Below are 14,946 nucleotides of genomic sequence, written 5' to 3'. Positions count from 1 at the left end.
CCCCGGCCGCCGTCGAAGCGGTCCTGAGACTGCTCAGGTCGGCGGCGGGCTCAACCTCCACGGTTCCGCTGTCCGGCCGCCGGGTTCGATCCCGTAGCGTTTCAGCCGGTCCGCTTCCGCCACGCGGCCGTGCTTCTCGAGGAACCACGACAGCGCGTGCATGCCAACAGTGCCGCGTTCCAAGCCGCCGCGCAGAAGGTCCTCGGCCTTGACGAGTTCCCCCCGTTCTTCGAGAATCTCCACCAGCAGCCGTGCCGACCGGCCGTCGTGACTCGCCGTCGGCCGCAGGATCCGCTCGGCTTCGGCCGTCCGGCCGGCCTGCCAGTGTTCACGGGCGAAGGTTCGCGCGAGGTCACCGCCACCCTCGGCGCGGGCCGCGCGTTCCCGCCAGACCGCGGAGTCGAACAGTTTGCCGAGCAGCCGCATACACCGGACGGACCCCCTCTCCGCGTGCCCTTCCAACCAGGTGATCGCCTCGGAACGCTGGCTTGCAGCCGTCAAGATCTTCACGTAACTGTCGACGGCATGCATGTCTCCGCGCTCCGCGTCGTCTTTCACGAGATACGCCGCCTCCGCATGCCGATCCCCTTCGATCAGGAAGTCCACCAGCGCGTACCGGTGAACCGCCAAGCCGTCTTCGGCGGACTTGCGTAGCAACGCTTCGGCGGCTGCACGATCTCCGGATTTTGCGAGCAGCTCACCGAACATCCGCATGGACAAGGCGTCGCCGGCATCGACGCCGGGTCTCCACAGCTCCATGGCCTTGCTGAGGTCACCACCAGCCTCGTAGAGCCCGGACGCGCGAAGTAAGTTGCGGTGCCGCCAGAGTTCCGCCGAGACGAGCGGATCCTCGCCGGTATCCATCAGCTTGATGGCCCACTTGCTGCCTTGTTCGACTGCGCGGCGTGTCCAGAACTCCACGTTGTCGCCAGTGTCGACCAGCCAACTCATTGCGTAACTGTCACCGGCTTCCGCAATGGCGGTCATCCGGCGGACGGCCTCGTCCCGGTTGCCCATGGCGTCATAGGCCCACGCCACCCGCACCTGTGCGTCCCGGTCACCAGCGTCGGCCAATTCGGTCAGCCGGTCGACGGCCTCGGCGTGGCGGTCCGCCCGACACAGCAGGTCGTACGTGGCGAACAACGCGTTCCGTTTGCCGGCGTCGGCCGCCGTGCGAAGCCATTCCACCGCTTCGCCGAGCAGCCCGACCTCTTCCAGCGCTCCGATCTGGTCGGACATCGCGAATCCGTGGGTCAGTTCGAGGTGGCGACGCCACCAGTGGGCCGCCTCTGCGCGATCACCGCGTTCGGTCGCGGCCAGCGCCAGGTACCAGATGCCGTCCGCGGAGCCCTGTTCCGCTGCGAACCGCAACCATTCCTCGTCTTTGTTGTCCAGTAGCCAGATCATCGCTTCCACGGCGGCTGGTTCGCGCACTACGGGCAGCAGGGCGTGGGCTGCGATGCGGAGGAGGAAGGCCGCTTTCGCGGACGCGGCCAGGGCGAGCCGGGCATCGAGGTCCGCGACGTGTTCCACCAGCGCCGACCAGCTCGTGGCGGGGGCGGGTTCGCGGGCCACGGTCCAATGGTTGACCAGGAAGTCGTGGGGTCGGAACGCGTCCGGCATCCCCGGCTCGCGCGCCAGCCGCAGGGGCGTCAACGCGCTGACGCCCCTGATCGGCTTCGTGGCCGCTGCGACCGCGTCGTCGAACCAGGTCCCGGTCCCGACCCGTTCGGCCTCGGTTAGGTACCCCGGCGCGGCGGCCTGCAGAAACGCCGTGGGCACCGCCGGGTCTCTGCTCAAGAGCGCCCAGTCGATCGCCGCCTTGACCAGGGCTCGGGCCAGCGCGTGCCGCGGCTGCCCGAGCATCGCCAGCAATGCCGGCCCGCCCGTCAGGGCCTGGATCACCCGGCCGTCCGGGGCTGCCTGCACGGCGTAGGCGAACCGCGCATCCAGTACGCCCGCGTCCGCCAGTTGCGCGCGCGTGTCTTCGTCGTCGGCGAAGGACTCCGGGACTTCGAACTGCTGGACGCCGACGAGGAATTCGCGGGCCGCTTCCCTCGGGCTTTCTTCGTCGGTCAGCGCGTCCCACATCGCTGTTTGCGTCGTGCTCACCACCACGACACCGCCAGGTCGGCCGACGGCCGTCGCAAGCGCGTCCACGACCTGCTGCCCGGCTGGGTGGTCGAGATAGGTGTGCAACTCGTTGAGCCACAGCACGCCGGGCCGCCGCAGGTCCCCGGCCGCGGCTCGCCGCAGGAGTTCGTCCGGGCCGAACGGGCGCAGGAGCGGCAGAGCCGCGAACTCGGCCCGAACGGCTTCGTACGCCGCGCGGGTCTTACCGGTGCACGTGGACCCGGTTAGGACGACGATCCGGACCCCTTCGCGCAGAGCGCGGCGCAACCGGTCGTCGTGCATCCGCGGCAGGTAGCCGGTCAACTCCGCGCGCCCGGTGCCGTCCCCGTCGACCGTGACCGCACGGTGCACCCCCAGCCCGTCGGCTGACCACTGCCCGACTCGCGGATCTTCCGGCCGGGCCCGCTCCCGACGGGGCTTAGGCGGCAGGCGTTGCAGGTCGTGGACGAGTCTGTCGTGGTCGCGGCGCCACCAGTCGAGGTCGCCCAGACGGCGGACCTCTGGGTCGTCCGGCGCGTGGGCCACGCACGCCTTGACAATCGCTTGGAGCTTGTCCCAATCCGGTGCGTGGGCGAACCGCCCGGCGAGCCAGTCGGACACGGTCGTCTTCGGCACCTCGGACCGAGTGGCAAGTTCACCGTGGGAGGTGATCTTCGAGGCACGGTACAGCTCCGTCAGGTGGTTCCCGAACGACCTCTGGAGCTCGTCCAAGCTACTGTCGCCGACACCGCTCACGTCGTCGTCGCCGCGCTCGTTCGTGATTGCAGCACCCACCGCATCTACGTTGTGCTGTGCACCGAACAGCTTGTCATGATTGACGTAGGTGTGGCGCCTCCAGCTCCCGGCAGGCCGCTGCGGCATTCGCCGGTACACCGAGTCAGACGCTTCTGAAGGAAACAGCCGCACCCATACTGGCGCTGTCGTCTCCTTCAGCGTCGCCTCGTTAGCTGTGAACCTGGCGCTGATGCGCGGTTCGAGGTGGCGAATCACCTCGTCCTGGATCCACGCCGAAACGACCAGCACTACTGACCCGTCCGATTCCGCTAGCACCGCTCTCACTCGCGGTGCATCCAGCATCCGGAATGCGTGCACGATGGCTGAACCGGTCACGCCGCTTTCGTCGAAAGTGACCTCGCCGGCGTGCACAGCCATCCGCATCCGCATGGCTGCGCCGGGTTCGGTGGCCTCGTTGTGCCGGGCAAGTGCGTCGGCCAATGCCCTCGGCAGGAGGTCCACCAGCGTTACCTTGGGCGCGTCGGGCGGCACGAGTATCAGAAGGCCGTCGCCGCTGTCATCCACGTGGCACGACGACAAGTCCACACCTGCGGTGCCGAATGCCTCCCGCAGGGAGCGGTGCATCCCTTGTCGCAGTTTCAGTCGATCAGCATCGGTGCGGGTGCGCGCACCGAACCCCTCGACATCCACCGCGACAACTGACCGGTGCACGGCCTCGCCGTCATGCCCCACGACACCTCACCAGTAACTCGACTTCGGCGAACAAGACGGTCGTGCCTGGTAGCCCCCGCTCGCTTGAGAAGGACGGCCGTTCACGACACTCCATGGTCGCATCCGACACCTGAGCCGTTACTGCGCTCGTGATCGGGTTGCCGGTGGTGAGCAGCTGCGGTGTCGCCCTACCTCTGAAGGCCGCGGCGCTGACCAAGCAACGCGACGCTCAACGTTCGGGCGGTCGCCGGTTCGACACCATTGCGATACTTGGAGCTGGCCGCACTGCAGCGGAAAGCAGGTGGCGTGACTGGGGGCGTCGCTGTCGCGGGAGCGCCGAAGCCGAAGCGCCTTCGGCGGAAGCACTGCCGGACTCCGCTGTCGTGCTGACCGCCAGGGCAGTCCGATGTCCTCGTCGGCGCTCCGGCGAGTGGCGGGCCCGCAATGCCCGCTGCTCAGCTGACCCGCGCCCTCGCCGCAGCCACGGTGCCGCACACGAATCGGCCAGGTTCAAGGTGTCGGGTGAGACTATTTTCCAAAATGCTGGCGTATCCGCTCGAAGAGTCGAGGTCGGAGAGACCGGTCAATGGATTCTGCAAGGTGAACAAGACGTTGCTCGGTCACCGCTGCCCGCCAGTGGTTGCAGTGTTCAACTCGGATGAATCGTCGAAGGTTGCGCGTCAGATCGACACATGCCCGACGAAGGGCCGGATCGTCAGGAGTTGCTCTCCTCAGGGCCCGCCATGATTCTAGTAGGTCCTCCTTTTCCTTTTTGCCCATGATTGTATCGATCCAGCTCGACTCGCCTGCTGTCAGGAGTGTGTCCGTGTCAATCTTCCCGAAGTCATTATCTTGGGAAAATGCGATGATATCTATCCCGGACGGGTCTAGTACGCGGTCTATCTTGCTGAGCATGCCGGACTCTCGAAGATCGGAGATTTTATCTAAGATTGTGTTCCGGGCACCTTCCAGGGTGGAATAGTGTGCCTTGATGTCTGATGCTGTTGTCAGTCGATCGCCAGGTTGACGAAGTGGCTGTCGGGCGTATATCCATTCGGTAATAAACCTTCTTGCGAGGCGAGGTTGGAGTATCTTGCTGTCTCTTATGGTATGCGAAAGGGGGACGGCTCCGCGCGGTAGTAGAATTCTTCCGCGCCATTCTAAGGGATGTCTCGTAACCCGGCGTGGGTCTGGTCGTGCATGTAGTCGATCATGGTGTGGTGCAGGTGATCTCGGCATCGCGACCGGAGTGGATTACCCCGTTCACGGGGCTGGAACCAGGTCAGTTCCGGAAGCTGGTGCGGATCGTGGCGAGACGTGGCGGAGACGAGATCGCCGATGGCCGACCTGGCCGCCAGTGGCGCCTCGACCTGGCCGATCGTGTGCTGCTGGTCGCGACGTACTGGCGGACAAACCTGACAATGCGCCAGATCGGGCCGCTGTTCGGAGTGTCGCACTCCGCGGCGCATCGAGTGATCGACACCATCGGACCGCTGCTGGCGCTCGCACCAGTCCGCAAACGCCGGATCGACGCGATCGCGATCGTCGACGGCACCTTGGTGCCGACACGGGACCACCGGTTGGCGGCACCGTCGAAGAACTACCGGTACTCGGCGAACGTGCAGGTCGCGATCGACGCCGACACCCGCCTGGTGATCGCCACCGGCGACGCCCACCCGGGCAACCGCAACGACTGCACCGTCTACCGCGACTCCGGAATCGAACGCGAACTGGCAGGGCGCCCGGTGATGGCTGATGGCGGCTACCAAGGCAATCCCGAGGTGATCATGCCCTACCGCAAACCTCGTGACGGTAGCGATCTGCCGGACTGGAAAGAAGACCTCAACGCCGGCCACCGCAAGATCCGCGCCCGCGTCGAACACGCGCTCGCTCGGATGAAGTGCTGGAAGATCCTGCGCGACTATCGCCGCGCCGCCCGCACCCTGAACGACACGGTGTCCGGAATCGCACACCTGCACAACATCCTCCTCACGGACTGATCCGCAACACCAGCACCACCAAACACAAGATCAGTTACGAGACATCGCTTAGGTCGGATCGATAGGCTATTCGTTTTATTTCGTGACGCCTCGGGAATTTTTGCAGCCTTCGACTGGAATGACCGCGGATTTCATGTAAGGCACTGGCTACCGTAAGCAATGGGTAAGTGCAACCGTGTAGGGTGGTTCGGCAGGCCAGGCTTGCCGTCTTATTGAGCTCCGCTCGTCCTCTGACGTCGCTGTTTATGATCGAATAAATCACGGCGAATAGCGCGCCTATTGTCAGTATGGCTGAAAGTTGGATGTCGCCCAGATGAATACTGCTTGCTAACTGAAAGGGGTTATGGAGGAGATTTAGGTACCAAAAGGTTGCGAGCCAAGACATGAGATTACTTGGCGTCGGTCTAACTAGGTTTCGAGCGACTGTGCCGACTGCGACCAAGGCGGTTGTTATAATCACTAGGGGGGCCATAGTGACGAATCGCAGAAAGTTGGATCGCCTGGTGATCGGCTGTGGCGACAAGTTTGGGCGTATGGTCAGGTTTCGTCGGCGAGGTGACGACAGGATGTGCGCTTTCCTTGATCTCAATAATCGGGTTCTGTGCATGGTCGCCTCGAACTTTACTAGGAATAAGGCTAAGGGTTCGGTAAAATCGATAGGAAGTTGTGGTGCCAAGAGGTTTAGTATTCCGCAGGTTGTGGCGTGGATCGATCTGGCGGTTCCTTGAAGAATATCGACTAATGCTTCGAGTGTAACTCTGGCAATACCCCAATGCAATGCAAGGCTTAGCAAGAATGGCAAGGCATCGAATTCATCGGGGGCTATTCTGTGGAGTAGATCCTTGACTTCGGTTAATAAGGTCCCGAGGTCTCTCAAGATCTGATCGATCAATGTCTCTCCCTGAGTCCCTGAGTCCCTGAGTCCCTGAGTCCTGGCTCCGGCGCTGGGTGCTTGCTTCGGTGAACCGACCAGCGTTGGATCGGTGGCGATAGGAGATCTGACGCTCTGTGGGTATAGCCTCCGGAAGCTGGCGAATTACTCGGGCTTGATTGGGACGACGATGCGATCGCGAGCGACGACTACGCCGTCTTTAACGATGTAGCACTCAACGTAATGGTTTCCTCGGAATTGTGTGTCTTCGTGGCGGCCCCGTCTGCGGTTCGGTGCGATGATCTGCCCGCGAATTTCGTCACGACGTTCTGCTTCGGCGCCGCGATTCAGTACCTTCCATTTCACGAAGTACGGCTCGGGTGCGTCGCACGTTTCGATCGAGAAGTCGAGGCTCTTGTGGCTACGTAGCGGCTTTTGCTCACGAAGCATTGTGCGCAGCGATGCCGGCCGGAACCCGTTCTGGGTGACTCGGCAGTCGATGATGAGGTCATAGCGTACGTCGATGGGGTACGCATCCTCGATGAACTCCTCAGTGTTGACGTACGAGTAGACTTCTCTCGCGTGTTCCACTGTCTTCGAGCTGGGTGCCGGCTTGCCGAAAATGGCCTTCCAATTCTTGTCCATCGTCGACTTGCCCTCGGTGTCGATCGCGTCAAGGCACCGTTCGTATGCCCGCTTCGCTTTGCCCTGGAATCGCTTCTTGACTTTGACTCGCTGGCCGCTACCTAAGGCCCCGTAGTGTTCGTGATCTTCCTCTTCGGACAAGAACTTGAAGAAGTCGCGGACCATGCGGTCGTATTTCTCGGTTGTAGCGGCGTTATAGTTGGCCGTAGACCTAAAGAAGTTATAGGCGAGCGTGTCGATGAGCAGGCCGCCTATGGCGACACCATGAGCGTTCTTCCATGCGCGGGCTATCTTGCACAGGTTTCGCAGGTTTCCTCGTGTGTGATCGTCCGCGGTGCGGATCGCGGTGATTTCTCTGCGGGGCTTCGTTGTCTTCCAATTTTTGGCGTAGGTGTCCGGGTAGTCGAAAGATTGGTCGTTGTTCTCGAATACGGGCTGGATCTCGAATTTGAAGTTCTTGAACTGCACCACCGTCACGCACTTGTCGACCTTAATGTCGGTGCTGGAGTAGCGGGTGAGTACTGCTTTTCGTATCCGGGCTAGGATGCGTGCTGGGCCGGATTCGCTTTTGTAGTCGTCCCTGATGGAGGCTGGCAGGATGTACAGCATATCGAGGTCGGAGATTCCTCGGATGGCTGTGCCTCGGCCGAAGGACCCGGCCATGCGTGTGTAGTCTGTCGAACCGGCGAGTGCGCGGAACTCCTTGTTCAGTGACTTTGCGATCTCATCGCGTCGTGCCGCGATCGCGGTCTTATTGTCAACCTTAAGGTTCTCCAGGATCCCGTCGAAGACCTCACTGACCTTCATCGTGACCATGCTCTTTCATGATGCGAAGCTCCATGGGAAGGAGTAGATCGACCTCGCGTGTGGAGAACGTCAAGTCTTCGTTCTCCTTCAACGCCGACTGGGCTTTCGCGTACGCCTTCGGAGTCGTTCTAGGTGCGTCACCGTAGATGTCGAGGGCTTCTTGCTGAAGTCTGTCGCGGCGCGCCCGAGCCTCGTCGACCGTGATCGTTGCTGACTGGAGGTCGACGATAAGCGACTGGTAGGACTCGCGGAGGTTCCAGATCTTCGAGGCGACGTCGCGGTGCCGTTGTGTCTCTTCGCCGTACTTGAACGTCTTCGTGCCAATGTTTATTGCCGATACGAGCAGTGCGATGAACGACGTGCCAAGGCCAGCCCACGACTTGTCGACGAACAGTCCAAGCAGTGATGCGAGGAAGGTTCCGGAGCTGACGACGGTGAGAGCGATAAGGATGCGCTGCTGCCAACGGTGGTTCTGAGAACTGAGGTCTGCCTGCTTCTCGTGCGTTTTGTGCGTGTAAGCGGCTCGACCGTAGGCCTCCCGAACCTGCGCGAGCAGCAGTGACCGCCCGTCCGCCGGAGGTCGCTCGGCGTCGCTCATCCGATTTCCTTTCCCTGCCATCCGGGCCGCTGAGTCCTGATCATATCGGGGGCACCGACAGAATTGGGTCGCGCCAGCTCCTCGTTTCCTTCGTGTCGCGGTCTGTCGAGAACGGGCGCCCCCAGCTGAGTTCTCGCGGTCGCGACGAAGGGGCGGGTCGCAGCCGCATCCCGGGCGCAATTCGGCCGTGTGTGCGGAAGTATGTCGCCGCCCGTACAACGTGGATCCTCAGACGCTGCCCGCTGACCTATCGTTGTCGCTCGACACGAAGTACCACGAGGTGGCCAGCGGCCCTCGCTCGGCGGTGGACAGTGGATCGTCACGGCCGACGGCACCGCCTACTTCCGCCCTGTCAATCGCGACTTTCGCCTACCCCAGATCGCCGCGCACAGCCTGCGCGACCGCCCGAGGTGGGCGCAGGTGTAACGACTCCGAAGGCCTCGGTCGAGAGCTGACTGATCTCAGAGATCGGCCAAGTTGTTCGACGGAAAGCTCGGGCTGTTGCGTCAGCAGGCTTGATTGCTGCGCAGATCAGGCCGATGCGGTCTGGCAGGATGGGTTCGCTGGCCGCGATCGCCAGCATGCCCGATCCTCGGGCTGTCCGCATCCGCCGAGCTCGGCGTCGAGCTGGACCGAATCGCGGTGGTCCCCGCCCCGGGGACGGAGCTGGTAGTGGTGCTCGGCGCTGGTCGACGGCTTCGACCTGGTCGTGCTGGGCCCGACGGTGTGCCGCGGGGCGCCACCGCAGCTGGCGCGACTTCTGGCCAAACGCCTGCACTCGCGGCACTGTGCTGCTCACAGCTGGGCTCTGGTCCAGTGTCGATGTCGAACTGCGCCTGTCTGGCCACACCGGGCGCGGCACTACCCCTGACGGCCACGGTCACCTCCAGGCGTGCGACGTCGTCGCCCGGCAGCTGCGGCCGCGGTGCCGCCACCCGTCCGCAGTCCATTCCTATGCAGCTGCCGGGCGCCGGGGGAGCGCCCGCCACCGGTGAGCCGCACACCCAGCCGGCTCTTGGTCGAGTTGGCCGGGTGAACGACGCGCCGCGGCTGCTAGTGCTGTGGTGTCCCGACTGGCCGACCGCACATTCATTGCGGCCGCGGTTGCCCGTACCCCGATATACAGGTGGACGGCGCCGCTGCTCGGCGGACTGGTGGCCCAGTTGTTCCGTGCTCGCATCGCGATGCGCCGCACCGGAGCCGTGCATCGACGCCGGTGCCGCGGATCTCAGGCGGTGAGGGCCAGCGGAGTCGCCGGGAAGCGGCCGTCGAGCAGGGCTTGCAGGAGGTTCGGCAGCTCGGTCGGCAGGAGTTTGTCGTGGCACTCTGAGACGGCGGCAGCCGACCACCAGCGGCGTTCGATGAGGCTGGCGCGCTCGTTGGCGGTGTGCCGGAGTGCGACCTGCGAGTCCAGAACTTGCGGCCGATCTCGTCCAGGACGAGCCCGGTCTCCTCGGCGATCTCGCGGCGGGCGGTGTCCTCGAGCTTCTCGCCGGGTCCTGGCCGCCGCCGGGCGGCTCCCACCAGTGATGGCCCGAGTCGTCGGGGTCGCGGGCGTGGATGAGCAGGACCTCGTCGGCGCGGTTGAGCAGCAGGACGCGCGCACCGACCCGCGGGGCCGGTTCGCTGGCGACGGTCATCCGGTAGGTCCTCGTGCTCGGCAGCTCGGCGGCGGCCGGGCACGAGCACTCAGGTTCAGAAGAGTGTTGCCTCGCGATCCGCGGCCGGGTCAGACGCTATCAGCGTCAACTGCACGGCGAGGCCCGAGTTGATCCGTAGCGCCGGCGACTCGGGGCACTGGCTGTGGCCGATGAGCAACGCATCAGGTGCTCCATCAGCGTTTGTGCGGGAGCTCTCGAACGGCGCGAACTGCCATGTATGAGGGGATGCAGGAGACGGCCACGGCCTTGCCAAGGGAGCTGGCGGGCCCGCCGGTGATGAGCTGGCGCTCAAGCGTGCTGACATGCTCCGACGGCGGTGGCCTAGCGATCGCGCCAAGCGAGCGGGGAAAGGCTGATGGCTACCTCGGCGACGCGCTTGGCCGTCTCGGTCGTGAGGCCTTTCTGCGCGGAGTCGATCCACCCGGCGACGCGGCGGACTCCGACGTCCTGGTACTCGACGGCCTGCAGCAGCATCTCGAGCTTGTCGGCGTCCTTGGCGCATCGCGCCTCCGGCGTCTGCCGAGACTCGTACTCGTCGACCGCCGCGCGGACGAGGTCGCGGGAGGTATCCGGGAGGGCGGCGGTCTGGTCGGCGGTGATGTCGCGTGGCTCGGGTTTGCTCATGTACTTGGTCGCGGTGTGCGGGATGTCCCCGGTGCGGGTTTCCTGGGTGTCGTGCCAGAGCGCGAGGAACGCGGCGCGTTCGGGGTTGGCGCCTTCCTCCGCGGCGAGCAGCGCCGCGATCTGGGCGGTTCGGAGGCTGTGTTCGGCGACCGATTCGGGATCGCGGACGCCGGCGTGCCACCACCCGGTGCGGCGGATGCGTTTGAGCAAGCCGAGTTCGTAGCCGAACGCGGCGAGGGCTGCGGGCTCGTCTGGCATGACAGTGTTCTCCCTAGCGGTCGGCGAGACGAAGAGCGTAGTGAAGACCGGCAACCTGATCGCGCCCAGCGCGGGTCAGCGTGTCTCCGGACGTCAGGATGTCCATTGCCTCGGTTAGAGCGCTGCGAGCAGCAGACTGTCCGGTCAGCAGGGCGGGGCGGCTGGCCACGAGCGTGTGCACGGTCTGCAGGTTCAGCGGCAAGTGCGGTGAGGTCGGCGCGAGCCGGTTCACCAGGTGTTCGAACAGTCGGACACCGGACCAGGCTTTCGTGTCGCCGTCAGCCATAAAGGCGTCGTCGGTCTGGTCGTCGCCGAGTTCGCCGATCCAGTGCGCCCAGTAGTTGAGGTTCGCCAGTTCGGCGCGGGAATCGGTGGTGCGCGCGACGAAGTCGTGCAGATGGGAGGCATCGCCGGCGGAGGCCAGCGCGACCGAGGCGGAGCGGGCTTCGAGCAGGCTGGTCACGTCGGCGACCGGGCGGCGCCCCGCGCTTTGCCATTCCTGGCGCAGCCAGGCAGTGACCTGGTCGCGGTGGTCGAAGCCAAGTAGGTAGACCGCTTGCCGGCGCAGCAGAGCCTCGCCCGGGTGCACGCCGCGTTCGGCGACGTTCATCAGGTGGTCGAAGAACCGGGTTCGTTCGTCGGCGCCCAGCGTGGGGCCGGGCGGGACAGGACCACGGCGAGGCACTTTTGACGTGAAGGCGCCCAGTTCCGGCGGGAGATGTCCGGTGAAGGGCCACGTGATCAGGTTGGTCAACGTCTTGCGGTGCACGCTCGCGGCGAGCGGATGCAGGTCGGGATCGACCCAGCCGCCGCCGGCGGTGATCCCGGTGGAGAGGACGAGATCGGCCTCGACAGCTGTCCGCAGATGCCGGCCGGTGGAGGCGGGAGCGCCAAGCCGACGTACTCGCGCGCACAGGCGGACGAAATCGCCCGCGTTCATCGCGGCGAGCGGACGCCGGCCCGATTCCCAGCCTTGAATCGTGCTCACGTCCACCGCGAGGTGTTCGGCGAACCGCTCCTGCGTCAGCCCGCCCGCCTGGCGGGCGAGCTTGAGGACGTAGCCGGACACGACACCAGTCGAGCGGGAACCCTGACTCCCGGTCAGTGTTGCCGATCCTCCGCCCACGGACGCTCCCCGGTCTGGCCGAACCGATCGGACCACACCCGTACTCGTGGTCCGTTCTTCGTGCTCCCCGCTGATCGTAGCGTTACAACCCGCAGCGACGCAGAAGTCTCTGATCAGGTAAAACGCCACAACGGTGCGCCCAGGTGACAGCTACGACAGGGGAGAGGTGACGGTCTGTGACTCCGTTGATGTTCATCCGGTTTCGCCGCGGCATCGTCGGTGAAACGCGCAGGTCGGTGCATCTGGTGCCAGCCCCGGACGGCGGTCTCGCGACACAAGACATGGGCGAGCTGGTCGCCCTGTGCGGCCAGAATTTCCTGCCTGACCAGGCGGAGCTGCTACCGATGCCAGGGGCGCGCCGTGTCTGGAATGCACGATCAAGTCACCTGGGCAGCGAGGACGTCGCGAGTGCTTCCCGGCTTCGCGAGCTGATCGCGTGATCGGGACCTGCAGCGAACACGGGCGGTCGCCGCCCGCGAGAATGCCGGAACCAACGCGAGAAGGGCCGAACGTGGCACACCCGACCATGATGCTCGACCACCCCGGATGGCTGCGCGACGACACCGGGCGCGCCCGGCGTGTCCTCCGCTCGGCCAGTGCGGTCTGGGCGGTGGTCTGCTCACCCGCACCCGAGGGCGGGCACCTAGTCGAGGTCGCACGGCTCGCCGGCGACGCCCACGTCGCGCCGGTCGTGGACACGATCGATCCGGGGGTCCTGGCCGGCGATGCGGCGGTGTGCGACCCGCTGCGGGACGGTGGCCCGGTCATGCGCCTACGGACCTGCGACGTCTGGGAGGCGCTCGGAACGGCGGTTACTCGGCAGATCATTAAGGCCGCGAACGCACGCGAGAACTACCGCCGGTTCTGCGAAACCCACGGCGAGCGCTACGACACCGCGGCCGGCCCGGCGTGGATTTTCCCCTCGCCCGAGACGGTTCTCGCCCTGTCCGATGACGAGTTCGCAGCGCTGCGCATGACCTTCTTCCGTGATGGCCTGCGCTCCGCCGCCGAGGCGAGCCTCAAAGCGTCCGACGACTGGGCCGGCATGACGGGCGAGCAGCTCGTCGCCGCGGTGCAGGGCGTGCGTCGCATCGGCCCGTGGACGGCCGGCGCCACGGTCGCCGACGTCACCAACGACTACAGCCTCTATCCGTTCGCCGACCTCGCGGTGCGCACCTGGGCGGGCAAGCTCGCCCCGTCGGTCGACTGGCCGAAACCCGAACCCGATTTCGGGTGGTTGTGGCAGGCGATGGCCGGCGCGCAGCTGTCCGAGTGGACGCTGCTCACTCTCGCTTGGGGAGTTCGACATGCAACCGGAGTTGCGATCTGAGCTGATAGCCGGGGCCGACCGGACACGCGACATCGACGCCCTGTTCGTCAACGCGCCGTTGCGCGACTACGACGAACGCCCGCGGGTGAACGACTTCACGCTGCCCGTGCTCGGCATGGCCTACATCGCCACCTACGCGGCCGCTCAGGGATTCAACGTCGGCGTGCTCGACGCCGAGGCGCACGGCCTCGGCGTCGAACGCACGGCCCGACTGGTCAACGCGGCCGCGCCGCGATGGGTCGGGTTCAACCTGCTGGCCCCGACCTACGAGATCACCGCACGGATCGCCGAGCGGCTCGACCGCGACATCATGCTCATGCTCGGCGGGCACCAGGCCAAAGCCATGCCGGCCGAGATCCTGCTCGACCGGCGGATGGGCCGATGCGAAGCCCTGGTGATCGGGGAGGGCGAGACCCAGGTCGCCGTCCTGCTCGACGACCACCGGCGGCGAACCGAGCTGCCCGGGGTGATGTGGCTCGACCCGATCCTGCACACTCCGGTCACAGGCGGGATCGGCCTGAAGAACGGTCACCACCTCGCGCCGGACATCAACGGGTTGCCGTTCGTCGACCGCCGCTACCTCGTGCAGGATCCGCGTCCTGACGCCGGCCGGCTGGAGGCGAACATGGTCGGCGCCCGCGGCTGCCCCTACGACTGTTCGTTCTGCGGCGCCGCGGTCTCGGCGAACCCGGACGTCACCATCCGCACGCGGGAGCCGCACAACATCCTCAACGAGATGGACCAGCTCCGCGGCACGGGCGTGAACGCCTTCCGGTTCGTCGACGATCTGTTCCTCGGCGTCCCGCGCGTCATCAAGACGATGATGACCGCGTTCACCGCGGACCACGTCGGCGACTGGGCGCGGTGGGACGCCACCGGCCGGATCAACGTCCTGAACCGCACGAGCGACGCCATGCTCGACACCCTCGCCGTCAACGGGCTGCGCGAGGTCGCGCTCGGCGTCGAGTCCGGCAACGCGCGGATGCTCGAGCGGATCGACAAGCGCATCACCCCGGACATGGCGCGCACGGTGGTGCGCCGGCTCGTCGAGCGCGGCGTCAACGTCAAGGGGTACTTCATCCTGGGGTTCCCGACCGAGACCTGCGCCGAGATCGACGACACCGTGCGGCTCGTTCACGACCTGTGGAATATCACCGACAAGTATCCGGGACGGTTCCGGGCCTCGGCGTTCGAGTACCGCCCGTATCCCGGTACGCCAGACTGGGCTGAGCTGATGAAGACCGGCCGGTACACCGCCGGGCAACTCCTCAACTACACCGCCGTGGACCTCACCTCGGACGGTATCGACGAGTCGATGCGCGAACGCGACGAGTTCAACTTCTCGGTCAACATCCAGTTGAGTGACGCGCCGATCGACTACGTCCGGCACAACCTGGTCACGGTCTCGCGCACGCAGTTCGACCGGAAGACGGCCGCGTGATCAACC

Annotated in this window: 10 protein-coding genes; 4 read left to right on the top strand and 6 right to left on the bottom strand. The window is 65.3% G+C overall.

Annotated features, from left to right (window positions below; genetic code table 11):
• Positions 1 to 33: 33 nt before the first annotated feature.
• Positions 34 to 3,600 (bottom strand): hypothetical protein, encoded by a 3,567-nt coding sequence (locus tag OG439_RS20260; protein WP_326950929.1) that lies wholly within the window; start codon positions 3,598 to 3,600, stop codon positions 34 to 36.
• A 1,199-nt stretch (positions 3,601 to 4,799) separates the two neighbouring features.
• Here OG439_RS20260 and OG439_RS20255 point away from each other — a divergent pair.
• Positions 4,800 to 5,579 (top strand): transposase family protein, encoded by a 780-nt coding sequence (locus tag OG439_RS20255; RefSeq protein ID WP_326951577.1) that lies wholly within the window; start codon positions 4,800 to 4,802, stop codon positions 5,577 to 5,579.
• 1,036 nt (positions 5,580 to 6,615) lie between these two features.
• Here OG439_RS20255 and OG439_RS20250 read toward each other — a convergent pair.
• The 5 genes from OG439_RS20250 to OG439_RS20230 all read right to left on the bottom strand — a co-directional run bounded on the left by OG439_RS20250 (position 6,616) and on the right by OG439_RS20230 (position 12,112).
• Entirely contained in the window at positions 6,616 to 7,911 is a 1,296-nt protein-coding gene (locus tag OG439_RS20250) for a nucleotide-binding domain-containing protein (protein ID WP_326950928.1), read from the bottom strand.
• Positions 7,889 to 8,500, bottom strand: coding sequence for an SLATT domain-containing protein (locus tag OG439_RS20245; protein ID WP_326950927.1), 612 nt, complete (start codon positions 8,498 to 8,500; stop codon positions 7,889 to 7,891). Before OG439_RS20245 ends, OG439_RS20250 begins: the two co-directional genes overlap by 23 nt.
• 1,089 nt (positions 8,501 to 9,589) lie before the next feature.
• Positions 9,590 to 10,024, bottom strand: coding sequence for an NUDIX hydrolase (locus tag OG439_RS20240; RefSeq protein ID WP_326950926.1), 435 nt, complete (start codon positions 10,022 to 10,024; stop codon positions 9,590 to 9,592).
• A 458-nt stretch (positions 10,025 to 10,482) separates the two neighbouring features.
• The gene (locus OG439_RS20235; RefSeq protein WP_326950925.1) at positions 10,483 to 11,043 is read right to left on the bottom strand and encodes an HD domain-containing protein; all 561 of its coding nucleotides are present in this window, start codon (positions 11,041 to 11,043) and stop codon (positions 10,483 to 10,485) included.
• Positions 11,044 to 11,056: 13 nt separating this feature from the next.
• The gene (locus OG439_RS20230; RefSeq protein WP_326950924.1) at positions 11,057 to 12,112 is read right to left on the bottom strand and encodes a helix-turn-helix domain-containing protein; all 1,056 of its coding nucleotides are present in this window, start codon (positions 12,110 to 12,112) and stop codon (positions 11,057 to 11,059) included.
• Positions 12,113 to 12,345: 233 nt separating this feature from the next.
• On the opposite strand from OG439_RS20230, the gene OG439_RS20225 reads away from it, so the two are divergent.
• The 3 genes from OG439_RS20225 to OG439_RS20215 all read left to right on the top strand — a co-directional run bounded on the left by OG439_RS20225 (position 12,346) and on the right by OG439_RS20215 (position 14,940).
• Positions 12,346 to 12,609 carry a hypothetical protein gene (locus tag OG439_RS20225; RefSeq protein WP_326950923.1) on the top strand — a complete coding sequence of 88 codons (264 nt, stop codon included), beginning with the start codon at positions 12,346 to 12,348 and terminating at the stop codon, positions 12,607 to 12,609.
• A 71-nt stretch (positions 12,610 to 12,680) separates the two neighbouring features.
• Positions 12,681 to 13,499, top strand: a complete 819-nt coding sequence (locus OG439_RS20220) for a hypothetical protein (protein ID WP_326950921.1) — start codon at positions 12,681 to 12,683, stop codon at positions 13,497 to 13,499.
• Positions 13,477 to 14,940: a B12-binding domain-containing radical SAM protein gene (locus OG439_RS20215; RefSeq protein WP_326950920.1), complete on the top strand. Its 1,464-nt coding sequence runs from the start codon at positions 13,477 to 13,479 to the stop codon at positions 14,938 to 14,940. The genes OG439_RS20220 and OG439_RS20215 overlap by 23 nt, the downstream gene beginning before the upstream one ends.
• Positions 14,941 to 14,946: the final 6 nt, after the last annotated feature.

It is taken from the genome of Amycolatopsis sp. NBC_01307 (assembly GCF_035975215.1).
In the GTDB taxonomy this organism is placed as follows: Bacteria; Actinomycetota; Actinomycetes; order Mycobacteriales; family Pseudonocardiaceae; genus Amycolatopsis.
This window is presented reverse-complemented; position numbering and strand designations above follow the sequence as displayed.

What these genes read in the sequence shown, in the direction of transcription:
- OG439_RS20235 (WP_326950925.1), bottom strand. Translation starts at nt 11,043, where the DNA reads ATGCCAGACGAGCCCGCAGCCCTCGCCGCGTTCGGCTACGAACTCGGC.
- OG439_RS20215 (WP_326950920.1), top strand. Translation starts at nt 13,477, where the DNA reads ATGCAACCGGAGTTGCGATCTGAGCTGATAGCCGGGGCCGACCGGACA.
- OG439_RS20250 (WP_326950928.1), bottom strand. Translation starts at nt 7,911, where the DNA reads ATGGTCACGATGAAGGTCAGTGAGGTCTTCGACGGGATCCTGGAGAAC.
- OG439_RS20245 (WP_326950927.1), bottom strand. Translation starts at nt 8,500, where the DNA reads ATGAGCGACGCCGAGCGACCTCCGGCGGACGGGCGGTCACTGCTGCTC.